Source organism: Streptomyces sp. NK15101, from assembly GCF_020400725.1.
Lineage (GTDB): Bacteria > Actinomycetota > Actinomycetes > Streptomycetales > Streptomycetaceae > Streptomyces.
Genome location: NZ_JAINVG010000074.1, coordinates 1 through 13,317, shown reverse-complemented (window position 1 = coordinate 13,317; position 13,317 = coordinate 1). Strand labels below are relative to the sequence as shown.

Genomic DNA, 13,317 nt, shown 5'->3' with positions numbered 1-13,317 from the left:
GGGGAGACGATCGAAGGGCCGCCCGCCGACTTCACCCGAATGGGGGAGATACGGACGTGCCGGCTTCAGTGGATGAATCCATGGACCACTTCACCTCACCACCGGGAGAACCCGTGACCGACAGCAAGAACATCAACAACCCCGTGGGCCAGGGCGGTGGCCTGCGGAAGAGGCTGTCCCGCGCCGAACGGCAGAACAACGGTCCGCACCGCAACCTCGACCGCCAGGGCGCGGCCGACAAGAAGGCGGAGCTGCTGCGCAAGATGCGCGAGAAGACAGGCGCGGCCGAGAGCGCCGGGCAGACGGACGACGACACGGCCGACGACACCGCACAGAGCTGACGCACCGCCGCCGCAGGGCGGCACCGCACGGGTCGGCGGGCGCCCGGTGGGGCGGTCTTCGCTGGACGATGCCGCCCCGGCGCGCTGACGCGCCCCGCTCAGGACGGGTCGCGGGCTCCGCGGGGAATCGCCAGGTCCGTCAGGAGCGCCTCGCCGGGGCGGAGGTCCGTCCAGGTGCCGGACCAGGTCAGGACGGCGATCGCGGAGGTCGGGAACTTGGTCCGTATGCGGTCCAGTGCGTCCCCGACCCCCCTGGCCGCGAGCAGCAGGACCAGCTCTTCGAGGCCCGGATTGTGCCCGACCAGGAGCAAGGCCGCGACCTCGTCGGGCACGCCGTGGAGGACGTCGAGCAGTTCCGGGGCCTCCGCCCCGTACAGCCTCGGGTCGTGCCGGGCCGGCACAGGGCCGTCCAGCTCCGCGGCGGCCAGCTCCCAGGTCCGGCGGGCGCGCCGGGCCGGGGAGCACAGGACGAGGTCGGGCAGCACACCGCTCTCCGCCAGGAAGCTCCCGGCGGCCGGGGCGTCGCGCAGCCCGCGCGGGCCGAGGGGACGGTCCCGGTCGGCTACGCCCTCCGGCCAGGCGCTCTTGGCGTGCCGCAGGACGAACAGCCGGCGCGGTCGGCCTTCGGCGGATCCGGCTCGCTCGGAAGTCTCGGTGGAGGACGGCACGTCCCTGAGCGTAAGGGGTGGGCCGCCGAACGGCCACGGACGCTACGGGTACGTCCGCACGTCCTCGTTGTAGTCGCGGACCCGGTCCCGTACGAGCTCGGGCAGTGTGCCCGCCACCAGGTGCGCGAGGGTCGTGCTCTCCAGGACCTGGCGCAGACTCGTCCGCACGGCACGCCACACATCCGGCATGGGAGCCGCCGCACCTTGGTACTCCAGCCCCGTCAGCTTCAGGTCCCGCACGCTGACGAGCGGGCCGTCCATCGCGCGGATGGCGTCGGCGAGGGTGATCTCCGCGGGCGGCCGGGTGAGGGAGTAACCACCGTCGGGGCCGCGCACGCCGCGCACCAGGCGCGCCTGCCGCAAGTCGCTCAGCACGACGAAGAGGAAGCGGACGGGGATGTCCTGGCGTCCGGCGATGTCCTCGGCCTTGAGGGGCCGCTCCGGGGAGCAGGCCAACTCGGCCATGGCCCGGATGGCGTAGTCCGTTCGCGCTGAGATCCTCACGGACTCAATGTCTCACGACTGGCGGGCACCTGGCATGCGCCGGTGCTCACGGGCCGTCAACAGGACTTTGGCACTTTGTCCTTGTCCGGAAGCGGCGTTACCGCTCCACTTTGTTCATCGACATAGTGAACATCAGCCGTGCAGTACCCGCCCCTCGCCGGAGGTTTCCGTGGTGTCCGTAGTCCCCGTCGTGTCCTCGCGGTCCACCGAGTCCGCCCGTCCTCGACCGACCGTGGCAGTCGTCGGCGCGGGCGCGGCCGGTGCGCTCGTCGCCGTCCAGCTGTGCGAAGGGGCGGCCCGACGCCGTGTCCCGCTCGATCTGATCCTCGTCGACCCCGCGCCGGAGGCGGGCCGGGGCACCGCGTACGCCACCGAGGTCCCCGAGCACCGGCTCAACGTGCCCGTCGGCGGCATGAGCTGCTACCCGGACGACCCGGACCACTTCCGGCGCTGGCTCTGCCGGCACGGCGAATCCACCGTCACTACGGCGGACTTCGCCTCCCGGCACCGCTACGGCTCGTATCTCGCCGACACGCTCGGCCGGGCCATCATCACGGCGCACGGCACGGTCTCCGTACGACGGCTGCGCACCAGGGCGGTGAGGTGCGCCGACGCGGCCGGGGGACGCCTGGAGCTCGAGCTCGCCGACGGCGGCACGGTGACGGCGGACGGCGTGGTCCTCGCCACCGGGCCCGCGGCGGGCCGGTCCGGCTGGGCCCCGGCCGAGCTGGTCGCCTCCGACCGGTTCGTCCCCCGCCCCTGGACGCCGGGCGCGCTCGACGCCGTCGGCGAGTCGGACGACGTCCTCCTCGTCGGCACCGGTCTCACCGCCGTCGATCTCGCGCTCGTCCTCGACCGTCCCGGCCGCACGGTGCACGCGGTGTCCCGCAACGGGCTGCTTCCCCAGCCGCACGCGGTCGCCCCGCTGCCCCCCGTGCCGCCGCCGCCGGGTCTGGCCGCCCTCCCGTTCCACCACCTCCGCAGGGAGCTGGCGCGGCACTTCGCCGCCACGCGTCGCGCCCACGGCGACTGGCGGCCCGCCCTCGACGGGCTGCGGCCCGAGATCGTACGGCTCTGGCAGGGCCTCACCGACGACGAGCGGGCCGAGTTCCTCGGCCGTGACGCCACCCTGTGGAACGTGCACCGGCATCGCATGGCACCCTCCACCGCCGAGACCGTCGCCCGGGCGCGCGCCGCCCGCAGGCTCCGCGTCCACGCCGGCCGGGTCGCCTCCGTGGCACCGCGAAAGGACGGCGGCCTGATCGTTTCCCTCGCCGACGGCCGTGAGTTGCGCGTGGCATGGGTGGTGGACTGTACGGGGCCGGGGCTGCGGGCCGATGCCGGCGGCGACCCGTTGTGGAGCGGGCTGCTGTCCGACGGCCTCGCCGCACCCGGACCGCTGGGCATCGGCGTGTCCACCGACGGCGGCAGACTGCTCGACGCCCAAGGGCAGCTGGGTCGGCCGCTGTTCACCCTGGGCGCGCCCCGCCGGGGCGAGCTGTGGGAGACGACCGCGATCCCCGAGATCCGTCACCAGGCCAAGGAGATCGCAGAGGCCGTACTCGCCCCGCTCACCAGCGCCCCCCGGCCGGTGCGCCGCCGGCCCGCCGACCAGTTCGGGCTGCCGCTGTCCACCCATGCCGCAGCCGCGGCGTCCTTCCGCTGCGGACTCGCCCGGGTGATCACCGTACGGGCGAAGGCGGCCGAGTCGTTCGCGCGCGCCACCGCGCTGGACCCCGGGTTCGCGCTCGGGCACGCCGCACTCGCCCTGCTCGGTCACGAGTGCGGAGCGGACGTCGACGTCGCCCGGGAACTGGCGGACGCCCAGCGCAGTGTGCGGGAACGCGGCGACGAACGGGAGCGGTCGTTCGTCGACGTCGTCACGCGCCGCATCAAGGGGCACGAAGCCCACGCGGGCGCCGCGGGCGACGGAAGGAGCGACGGCGACACGGCGCTCGTCGACCACCTCGGCCGCTTCCCCGCCGACGCGTTCGCCCTCGGCATCGCCGTCCCCACCATCGCCTTCTCCGGCGTCGCGGATCTCGACGGCACACTGGCCCTCGGACTGGTGGAGCGGACCGCGTCCGCCTACGAAGGGCACTGGTTCCACACCTCGCTCCTCTCCTTCGTCCGGCAGGAGCAAGGAAGGATCGAGGAGGCCGGCGAGCTCGCCCGGGCAGCGCTCGCCGCGCAACCCGCCTCCGGCCACGCCGTGCACGCCCTCGCCCACGTCCACTACGAGTCCGGTGCGCACCGCACCGGCCGGGACTGGCTCGACGGCTGGATCGGCGGTCGGGGGCGGGGCGCCGTGCACCGGGCGCACTTCTCCTGGCACGTGGCGCTCCACGAACTGGCCCTCGACGACTCCGCGGCGGTACGCCGCCGCTGGTTCGCTCAGCTCGCACCGGGCCAGGTGAACGGGGTGCGGGCCCTCGTCGACTCCGGCTCCCTGCTGTGGCGGGCCCGCATGTCCCGGAACTGGACCGGTCGCGTCCCCGTCGACGGCGTGCTCGACGCGGTCGCCCGCGATCTGGTCGAGCGTCCCTCGACCGCGTTCACGGCCCTGCACAGCGCCGTCGCTCTCGCCACCGCCGGAGACCTCCCCGCGCTGCGCCGCCTGCGCACCCACGCGGCCGGCGCGGACCCGGTGCAGCGGGAGGTCGTCGTCCCGCTGTGCAGCGCGCTGGAAGCGGTCCTGGAGGAGGAGTGGGCCACCGCGGTGCGGGAACTGCGCGGACTGCTGCCCTCGCTGCGCCGCGTGGGAGGCAGCGCGGCACAGCGCGAGGTCGTCGAGGAGACCCTGCTGTACGCGCTGGTGGAGGCGGGACACAGCGACACCGCCCGCCACCTCCTCGAACAACGCCTCGATCGTCGGGCGTCCCCGCTCGACCGGCGCAGGCTGGCCGGACTGAGCCTCTGACGGACGGGAAGGGGAGCGGGCCTCGCCCCTCGTCGCGCAGCCGGGTGGGTGCGGGCCGCGGGATTCCCTTCGGCCGGTCCTGCCCTCCTGCTGTTCGCCCGAACGGTCCGTCCGCGTTGCTCCCGGCCGCGTGGGCGCCTCGGATGGAAGCGGTGAGAGCGAGAGCCGCCCCGGCGAGCGTCGGCCCGAGGAACAGGAGCGCACCCCATGTACGTTCGCACCATCTACGCCATCGGTGATCCCGCCAAGATCGACACGTGTGTGGACGCGCTCCGCGAGGAGGCCCCCAGGGCGTTGGCCGGCCAGCCCGGGTACCGGGGCTTCGCGCTGTTCACCGACCGCGAGCTCGGCAAGGTTCTCACGGGTTCCTGGTGGGAGAGCGAACAGGCGCTGCGGAGCAGCGACGATCAGCTCAAGGAGCGACGCGCGACGATGCTGGCGCCGTTCGCGGACACCGTGACGGTCGACGGCTGGGAGGCAGCGGTGTTCACTCCTCCCGCGCAGGTCGGACCCGACGCGGGTTTCCGCCTGACCCGGTTCGAGATCGCCCCGTCCGACGCCGGCCTGCTGGTGGAGACGTTCCGCGACGTCACGCTGCCCAAGCTGCAGGCCATCCCGGGCTTCGAGACCGCGACGATGCTCCTCGACCGGGCCAGGGGCCGGGGCGGCGTGGGCGTGCTCTACGCCGATCAGGCCGCGCTGGCAGCCTCCCGCGGCAAGCAGTCGGCGGCCCGCGGCGAAACGGTCACGAAGACGGGCGTGTCCGTCTGCAGCCTGGAGGAGTTCGAGGTGGTCATGCTCGAACGCCGGTAGGCCGTCCACGTGCGAGCGGGTGGCGGAGTGCGGCGCGGGCGGGCCCCGAGCACCCCTCCACGGCAGCCGCCCGGGGCTTGGCCGGCTCGGTTTCGAGCAGGCCGATCGCGGACTCCGGCGGACGCGGACTCCGGCGGGCGCTGTCGTAGGCGTCGCCGACCGATCCGACGGATGCCGTGATGTCCTCGCCGAGGCGGGCCACGGAGGCCGGGGAGGGCCGCCGGTCACGGGTGCCCGGCGGGGTGGTCGAGCGGCCCCCGCCTCCGCGGGCCGGGCGGTGCCGGAGCGGTGCGCCGGCCTCCGGCGTAAGGTCGGGGGTGTGCAGCCGATCGACACCTCCGGCGCACCGGCCCCGCCCGCAGCACTCCGGCCCGCCGCGCCGCCGTCGTCGCTGTCGCCGTCGCGGGCGGGCGACTTCATGCAGTGCCCGCTGCTCTACCGGTTGCGGGTGATCGACCGGCTGCCGGAGAAGCCGAACGAGGCGGCGGCTCGGGGCGTGCTGGTGCACGCGGTGCTGGAGCGGCTCTTCGACGTCCCGGCGGCGGAACGCACGGCCGCCCGGGCCCGGGCCATGGTGGCGGGCGAGTGGGAGCGGCTGCTGACGGCGCGGCCGGAGCTCGCGGAACTGTTCGCGCGGGACGGCGGAGCGCCTGCCCCGGAACGGGTCGCGGAGTGGCTGGCCACGGCGGAGCAGCTGGTCGAGCGGTGGTTCACCCTGGAGGACCCGACCCGGCTGGAGCCCGCGGAGCGGGAGTTGTTCGTCCAGACCACGCTGGACTCCGGGCTGAGGCTGCGCGGGATCATCGACCGGGTGGACGTGGCGCCGACCGGCGAGGTGCGGATCGTCGACTACAAGACCGGCCGGGCGCCCCGGCCCGAGTACGCGGCGGACGCGCTGTTCCAGCTGAAGTTCTACGCCCTGGTGCTGTGGCGGCGGCGCGGCACCGTGCCGCGCCGCCTGCAGCTGGTCTACCTGGGCAGCGGGGACGTGCTCACCTACGACCCGACGGAGGCCGATCTGCGGGCCGTGGAGCGCAAGCTGCTGGCGCTGTGGGACGCGATCGGGCGGGCGACGCGGACGGGCGACTGGCCCCCGAGCCCGAGCCGGCTGTGCGACTGGTGCCCCCATCGGGCGCTGTGCCCGGCCTGGGGCGGCACCCCGCCGCCCTATCCCCTGGCCGTCGCCCCGGACCCGGCCGCGGGGGAGGGCGAGCACCCGTCCGCCGACACCGGCTGAGACCGGAGGCGTCCGACACCCGCACATGTGCGCGGGGCATTATACGCCTTCTTGCTGACAATTCCCCTTTTCCAGTATTTTTCTTGGTGAAAAGGGTGGATTGTTCCCTCTTGGGCGCTTAGCGTGGGGGCAGACAGTAATTCGAATGCATATTCGATCCGAGGACGGCTGCGCGGGAGCACGTCCTGCCGGACGAGGACCGCGTCCCCTGCCGGCCGGACCCACCCGGAACCGCCGTCGTAGACGCCAGGAGAACGGCGTGAACCTCACCTTCACCCCCGCCACCAAGGAACAGGCCAAGGCCCGCATCGCGCTCGCCGGCCCCACCGGGTCGGGCAAGACCTACACCGCCCTGGTCACCGCCACCGGGCTCGGCGAGCGGATAGCCCTGATCGACACCGAGCACGGCAGCGCCGCCAAGTACGCCGACGAGTTCGCCTTCGACACCCTCCCGCTCACGACGTTCCAGCCCACCACCCTCGTCGACGCGCTCGCGGTGGCCGCCCACGACGGCTACGACGTCATGATCGTCGACTCCCTGAGTCACTTCTGGTCCGGCACCGGCGGAATGCTGGAACAGGTCGACAACGCGGCCAAGCGCCTCGGGGCCGGCGGCAGCTTCGCCGGCTGGAAGGAGGCCCGCCCCCAGGAGCGGGCGATGATCGACGCCCTGCTCGCCTACCCCGGTCACCTCATCGTCACCATGCGCACCAAGACCGAGTACGTCGTGGAGGCCGACGAGCGCGGCCGCAAGGTGCCGCGCAAGATCGGGCTCAAGCCCGAGCAGCGGGAGGGCATCGAGTACGAATTCGACATCGTCGGCGACCTCGACCACGAGAACACCCTGGTGATCTCCAAGTCCCGGGCGAAGCCGCTGTCCGGGACGGTGCTCCACAAGCCGGGCCCGGAGTTCGCCGAAGCCGTCCTCGACTGGCTGGAGGCCGGCAAGCCCGCCCTCTCCGTCTCCGACTACGTCACGGCGGCCACCGCGCCGGGCGCCGGCCACGAGGAGCTGCGCGCCCTGTACGAGGAGGCCCGCCGGCACAACCTGCTCGGCGCCGCCGTCCTGGACGACAGCGGGGAGACCTGCACACTCGGCCAGCTGATAGTGCGCCACGGCACCGCGGCGGCGAGGAACAGGGTCGCCGAGGACGTCGAGTCCGGGGCCGGGAGCAGGCGGGAGAACGGGACCGAGCGGAAGGACAAGGCCGCATGAGCCTCAAGGAGCACGCCACCCGGGTCGCCGTGCTCCGGGTGCTGCGCGACGCCGTCGACACCGAGTACCGGACCGAGCGCCACGAGGTCCTCGAAGGGCTGCGCGCGGCCCGCGCCGAGCTGAACCTGAAGTCGGTCCGGGTGACCCTGCCGGACGACACACCGGTCGCCACCCTCACCCTCGTCGACCCCCAACCGACGGTCGTGGTCGCCGACGAGGAGGCCTTCACCGCCTGGGTGGCCGACAACCACCCCGGCGAGGTGGAGACGCTGGTCCGGGTGCGCCCCGGCTGGCAGCGGCAGTTCCTCGCCCGGCTGAGCTGTCTCGATCCGGTCGCCGACCCGTACACCGGCGAGGCGATACCGGGGCTGGGCGTGCTGTCGGCCTCCGAACCGCGGTCGTTCAGTCTGCGCCCCCTGCCCGGCGGGTGGGAACGGATCGCCCGCGCCTTGCGCACCGGCACGCTCGACCTGCGCCGTCTGCTTCCCCTCAAGGGCGGCGAGGACCCGTGACCACCGTCAGCGCCCACCCCGGCCGGGACGCGCTCGGCACGGTGTGGTTCCTGGTCTCCCAAGCCGGTCACCTCGATTGCGGCCGCTGGACGTTCGAGGACGACAAGCGGCTGCGGTGCGCCTGCGGGGCCGTCCTGTACGTGTACCAGCAGCCGGTGGATGCGGCGGGAAGCGGCGCGCCGGCGACAGCCGGGACGCTCCCCCGCGGAAGGGAAGAACGAATGCTGCCGGCCGAGACGGCCCAGCTCGTCGCCCTGGTCGCGGCGATGTGCCCGTCGATGCACCTGGAGGACACCACGACGGACGCCTGGCACCTGCTGCTCGCCGACCTGGACGTCGCCGATGTGCGGGCGGCCGTGACCAGGCTGGGCAGGCAGCGGTCCCGCATCGCCGCCGCCGACATCCGCGCCGAGGTGCGCGCGATCCGGGAGGAACGGCTCGCCCGCAACCCGCTGCCACTCCCGGACAGCGACCCTGACGACCCGCGCCGTTATCGTGCGGAACTCCTCGAGCTGGTGACCGCGATCGCCTCGGGACGGCGAGTCGAGCGCGTACCCGCCGCCCCGGCCGGTCCGCCCTCCCACCTCACCGGCTCGAAGCGCGATCCGGACGTCCGCTTCCTCCGCGTGCCCTGTCCCTGGTGCGGGGCCGCCGCAGGCCGTCCCTGCATCCTTCCCCGGCTCGGAACCCCGCTGAGGAGGGCCCCTGCCCACCAGGCACGGCTCCTCGCAGCCGGGCTCGCCGAGCCCGGACCGGGGCAGGAGGGGGAGGCGAGGTGAACCGATGACCGCCCTCCTCCGACGAAGGGCGCCCGTCCCGGAGCCCTGCCGTCCCTCCCCACCACGACCCCCTGGAGACCCGCGCCGCCCGGCTCATCCCCACACCCGGCCGGAGCGGCGCAGCCTCCCCTCCGGGCACCCACACCACCGGTACGAGGCTGCCCGTCCGACTCGAACAGGCACGGGTGAGGAATCACCCGGCGCACGAGAGGAAAGCCGCAATGGTCGGTGAAACCGTCATCACCGTCGTCGGCAACCTGACCGACGACCCCGAGCTGCGCCTCACCCCCTCCGGCGACACGGTCGCGCACTTCACCGTCGCGTCCACGCCCCGCACCTTCGACCGGCAGAGCAACGAATGGCGGGACGCCGAGACGCTGTTCCTGCGCTGCTCGGTCTGGCGGCAGGAGGCGGAGCACGTCGCCGAGTCCCTGACCCGGGGCACCCGCGTCATCGTCCAGGGGCGGCTGCGCCAGCGGACGTACGAGACCCGGGAGGGCGAGAGGCGGACCGTCATCGAGCTGGAGGCCGACGAGATCGGCCCGTCGCTGCGGTTCGCCGCCGCGACGATCGTCAAGCCCCCGCACGGCGGCGTCCCCGCCGGTTCCCGGGGCGGCCCCCGCCCTTCCGCCGAGGACCTGTTCACCCGGCCCGACGGCGGCGAGCGGCCGGTCCCCGCCGAGGCCGGACGGCACGCCCCCCGCGAGGAGGCGGAACCCTTCTGACGGGCCGGCGCCCCCGTGCGCCGGCCGCGACCACACACCGCACCCATCCGAGGCGGACCCCATGAAGGAAAAGGACCGCGAGGAAGCGCTCGAGCTCGCCCTCGCCCAGATCGAAAAACGGTTCGGCACGGGCTCGGTCATGCGCCTGGGCGACGAGCCGGGGGTCCCCATCGAGGTCATCCCCACCGGCTCGATCGCCCTGGATCTCGCCCTCGGCGTCGGCGGCCTGCCGCGCGGCCGCGTGGTGGAGATCTACGGCCCGGAGTCATCCGGCAAGACGACCATGGCGCTGCACGCCATGGCCAACGCGCAGAAGGCGGGCAGCACCGTGGCGTTCATCGACGCCGAGTACGGTCTCGACCTCGAGTACGCCAGGCGGCTCGGCGTCGACACCGACGCCCTGCTGGTCTGCCAGCCGGACAACGGCGAACAGGCCCTGCAGATCGCCGACACCCTCATCCGCTCCGGCGCCCTGGACCTCATCGTCGTCGACTCCGTCGCCGCGCTGGTGCCGCGCGCGGAGATCGAGGGCGAGATGGGCGACCCGCACGTCGGCCTGCAGGCCCGGCTGATGAGCCAGGCCCTCCGGAAGATCGCCGGCGCGCTGGGCCACTCCGGAACCACGATGATCTTCATCAACCAGCTGCGCGAGAAGATCGGAGTGATCTTCGGCTCGCCGGAGACCACTCCCGGCGGCCGGGCGCTGAAGTTCTACGCCTCGGTCCGCCTGGACATCCGCCGGATCGAGACCCTCAAGGACGGCGCCGAGCCGGTCGGCAACCGCACCCGCGTCAAGGTGGTCAAGAACAAGGTCGCCCCGCCGTTCCGGCAGGCCGAGTTCGACATCCTCTACGGCCGGGGCATCAGCCGCGAGGGCGAGCTGATCGACCTGGGCGTCCAGCAGGGCCTCGTCCGCAGGTCCGGCACCTGGTACACGTACGAGGGCGACCGGCTCGGCCAGGGCAAGGAGAACGCCCGTAACTTCCTGAAGGACCACCCCGACCTCACCGACGAGATCGAGAAGAAGACCAGGGAGAAACTGGGCATCGGGACGAAGGCGGAGGCCCCGGCGGAGGAGCCCCGGGCGGAGACGGCGAACCGAGCGGCCGCACCCGGCACCGTGCCGTTCGACTCGGCCGCGGCCGGTCGGCGCTCCACCGGGCCGACCCCGCCGGCCCTGACCGGTCCGGTCTCCCGCGTCCTCCTCGACGGCACCCCGGCCGGGCCGTGAAGACCAGCCCGCCGCTCCCTCACCCCGGCGCGAGGCGAACGCCGGTGAACCGGGGCGGCCCCGTGTTCCCCGGCGCCGCCCCGACCCGGGACGGCACGCCGGCCCCGGGCGTGCCCGCCGGGGTCGCCACCCTCGCCGACACCGCCGACACCGCCGACACCGCCGACACCGCCGACGGCGAGGACCGGGCCACCGAGACGGCGTTGCGCCCCAAGGACCTGGACGGGTTCATCGGCCAGGAACGGGTCCGCGAGCAGCTCGACCTCGTCCTCCGGGCCGCGCGGCAGCGGAGCGCCCCCGCCGACCACGTGCTGCTCTCCGGTGCCCCGGGACTCGGCAAGACCACCCTGGCGATGATCATCGCCGCGGAGATGGGAGCCCCGCTGCGCATCACCTCCGGCCCCGCCATCCAGCACCCCGGGGACCTGGCGGCGGTCCTGGCCTCGCTCACCGGGGGCGAGGTCCTCTTCCTCGACGAGATCCACCGCATGCCCCGGCCCGTCGAGGAGATGCTCTACCTGGCGATGGAGGACTTCCGCGTCGACATCGTCGCCGGCACCGGCCTCGACGCGACCGCCATGTCCCTCGAACTGCCGCCGTTCACCCTCGTCGGCGCCACCGTCCGGGCCGGCATGCTGCTCCCGCCGCTGCGCGACCGCTTCGGCTTCACCGCCCACATGGAGTTCTACGACCCGGCCGAACTGGAGCGCGTCATCCACCGCTCCGCCCGGCTGCTGGAGGTGGAGATCGAGCCCGCGGGCGCCGCCGAGATCGCCCGCCGCTCCCGCGGCACGCCCCGCATCGCCAACCGGCTGCTGCGCCGGGTGCGGGACTACGCCCAGGTCACCGCGGACGGAGTGGTCACCCGCGAGATCGCGGCCGCGGCCCTGGGGGTCTACGAGGTCGACGGCCGCGGCCTGGACCGCCTGGACCGGGCCGTGCTGCACGCCCTGCTGAAGCTGTTCGGCGGCGGACCGGTGGGCCTGTCCACCCTCGCGGTCGCCGTGGGGGAGGAGCGCGAGACCGTCGGGGAGGTCGCCGAGCCCTTCCTCGTACGGGAGGGGCTGCTGGCCCGGACGCCCCGCGGCCGGGTCGCGACGCCCGCCGCCTGGGCCCACTTCGGGCTCGTGCCGCCGCCCGGGCCGCCCCGGCCGTCCTGGACCGCGTCCCCGGGACCGCACCGGAACGGCGATTCCGGACGGGACGACCCGCCCGCGGTCCGCACCGGACGGACCGTCACCTCCGCGGCCGCCCCCGGGCACCGGCCCCCGCCCCGGTGAGACCCGCGGCTGCCCGTACGAGAACCGCCGGGGACCGGCCGTCCCACCGCTGCACCAGGCGCCGAGCATCGAATGCGGCCGACGGGCGGCCGAGCGGCTCGGCCGCTGCCCCGAATGCCGGGCCCGGGGGACGGCCGAGGAGTGCGGCGCGCCCGCCGTCCGGACGACGGTGTCCCCACCGCCGCCGCCGCCGGCCCCCGGTCGGCATCAGCGCGTCGAGAGTCGGCTACGCCTCGCCCATGGGTTCCCTCCCGGCTCCCAGAAGGCCCGTTCGCCGGCCCGGGTGACCATCCGAGCAGCGATTCAGCGTCCGGCCCCGTCGCGGTAGCGGGAAGGGGAGACGCCGTAGCGGTCCAGGAACGCCTTGCGCAGGGCCTCCGGAGTGCCGAAGCCGCAGCGGGCGGCCACCGATGCCACCGGCAGCGAACTCGACAGGAGGAGGTGTGCGGCCGTCTCCGTCCGGACGCCCCGGACGTACCGGCCGGGCGGTTCCCCGAGGCATCGGGTGAAGAGCCGGGTGAGGTGACGGGGCGTCATCCCGGCGCGGGCGGCGAGGGCGGGCGTGCTCAGGTCGTCGTTCGGGTGCGCGGCGATGTGGGAAGCCAGGACGCGGACGGTGTCCTCGCGAGGTGGCGGTGCCGCGGTGAACACGCTCATCTGGCTCTGGTCACCCGGACGCTGCATGTGGACGACGAGGTGCCGGGCCACCTGGCGCGCCGGCTCGGGGCCGTGGTCCTCCTCGATGAAGGCCAGGGTCAGGTCCAGCGCGCTGGTGATGCCGGCCGAGGTGTACACGTTGCCGTCGCGGATCCACAGGGGCGCCGGGTCCACCCGTACATCCGGGTATCCGCTCGCCAGGTACGGGGCGAACTGCCAGTGGGTGGTGGCCCGCCGGCCGTCGAGGAGACCTGCCGCGGCCAGCACGGCCGCGCCCGTGCAGACGGAGGCGACCCGGCGGCTCTCGCGGCTGAGGCGCCGGACATGGCCGACGAGACGGGGGTCCGCGGCGAACCGCTCGACACCCAGCCCGCCCGAGACGACGAGCGTGTCCAGCGGCCCCTTCGTCCGCTCCAGGGACTCGACACCCGCCA

At 74.1% G+C, this 13,317-nt stretch carries 13 protein-coding genes; 10 read left to right on the top strand and 3 right to left on the bottom strand.

All coding sequences use genetic code 11. From position 1 onward, the window contains the following. Window positions 1–113 precede the first annotated feature (113 nt). Window positions 114–341, top strand: coding sequence for a DUF6243 family protein (locus K7G60_RS29695; RefSeq protein WP_225804051.1), 228 nt, complete (start codon window positions 114–116; stop codon window positions 339–341). A gap of 98 nt (window positions 342–439) precedes the next feature. Here the strand turns inward: K7G60_RS29695 and K7G60_RS29690 are convergent, their stop codons facing one another. Then, window positions 440–1,009 (bottom strand): histidine phosphatase family protein, encoded by a 570-nt coding sequence (locus K7G60_RS29690; protein WP_225804050.1) that lies wholly within the window; start codon window positions 1,007–1,009, stop codon window positions 440–442. Window positions 1,010–1,051: 42 nt separating this feature from the next. After that, on the bottom strand, window positions 1,052–1,513 hold the full coding sequence (locus K7G60_RS29685) for an Rrf2 family transcriptional regulator (protein ID WP_225804049.1): 462 nt from the start codon (window positions 1,511–1,513) through the stop codon (window positions 1,052–1,054). A 172-nt stretch (window positions 1,514–1,685) separates the two neighbouring features. On the opposite strand from K7G60_RS29685, the gene K7G60_RS29680 reads away from it, so the two are divergent. From K7G60_RS29680 to ruvB, 9 genes are all read left to right on the top strand, one after another. After that, a complete protein-coding gene (locus K7G60_RS29680; RefSeq protein WP_374115709.1) occupies window positions 1,686–4,433 on the top strand; it encodes an FAD/NAD(P)-binding protein in 2,748 nt (915 codons plus the stop codon). 207 nt (window positions 4,434–4,640) lie between these two features. Continuing rightward, a complete protein-coding gene (locus K7G60_RS29675) occupies window positions 4,641–5,246 on the top strand; it encodes an antibiotic biosynthesis monooxygenase (protein WP_225804048.1) in 606 nt (201 codons plus the stop codon). Window positions 5,247–5,565: 319 nt separating this feature from the next. After that, window positions 5,566–6,483 (top strand): PD-(D/E)XK nuclease family protein, encoded by a 918-nt coding sequence (locus K7G60_RS29670; RefSeq protein ID WP_225804047.1) that lies wholly within the window; start codon window positions 5,566–5,568, stop codon window positions 6,481–6,483. Window positions 6,484–6,742: 259 nt separating this feature from the next. Continuing rightward, a complete protein-coding gene (locus K7G60_RS29665; protein WP_225804046.1) occupies window positions 6,743–7,699 on the top strand; it encodes an ATP-binding protein in 957 nt (318 codons plus the stop codon). Continuing rightward, the gene (locus tag K7G60_RS29660; RefSeq protein ID WP_225804045.1) at window positions 7,696–8,211 is read left to right on the top strand and encodes a hypothetical protein; all 516 of its coding nucleotides are present in this window, start codon (window positions 7,696–7,698) and stop codon (window positions 8,209–8,211) included. The genes K7G60_RS29665 and K7G60_RS29660 overlap by 4 nt, the downstream gene beginning before the upstream one ends. After that, window positions 8,208–8,990 (top strand): hypothetical protein, encoded by a 783-nt coding sequence (locus K7G60_RS29655; protein WP_225804044.1) that lies wholly within the window; start codon window positions 8,208–8,210, stop codon window positions 8,988–8,990. The genes K7G60_RS29660 and K7G60_RS29655 overlap by 4 nt, the downstream gene beginning before the upstream one ends. 221 nt (window positions 8,991–9,211) lie before the next feature. Next, window positions 9,212–9,715, top strand: a complete 504-nt coding sequence (locus tag K7G60_RS29650; protein ID WP_225804043.1) for a single-stranded DNA-binding protein — start codon at window positions 9,212–9,214, stop codon at window positions 9,713–9,715. 61 nt (window positions 9,716–9,776) lie between these two features. Beyond that, window positions 9,777–10,946 carry a recombinase RecA gene (recA, locus tag K7G60_RS29645; protein WP_225804042.1) on the top strand — a complete coding sequence of 390 codons (1,170 nt, stop codon included), beginning with the start codon at window positions 9,777–9,779 and terminating at the stop codon, window positions 10,944–10,946. A gap of 110 nt (window positions 10,947–11,056) precedes the next feature. Further along, a complete protein-coding gene (ruvB, locus tag K7G60_RS29640; RefSeq protein WP_225804070.1) occupies window positions 11,057–12,226 on the top strand; it encodes a Holliday junction branch migration DNA helicase RuvB in 1,170 nt (389 codons plus the stop codon). Between the two features lie 303 nt (window positions 12,227–12,529). Here the strand turns inward: ruvB and K7G60_RS29635 are convergent. Continuing rightward, window positions 12,530–13,317, bottom strand: a 788-nt coding sequence (locus K7G60_RS29635) for a GlxA family transcriptional regulator (RefSeq protein ID WP_225804041.1), incomplete at its 5' end; no start/stop codon positions are given.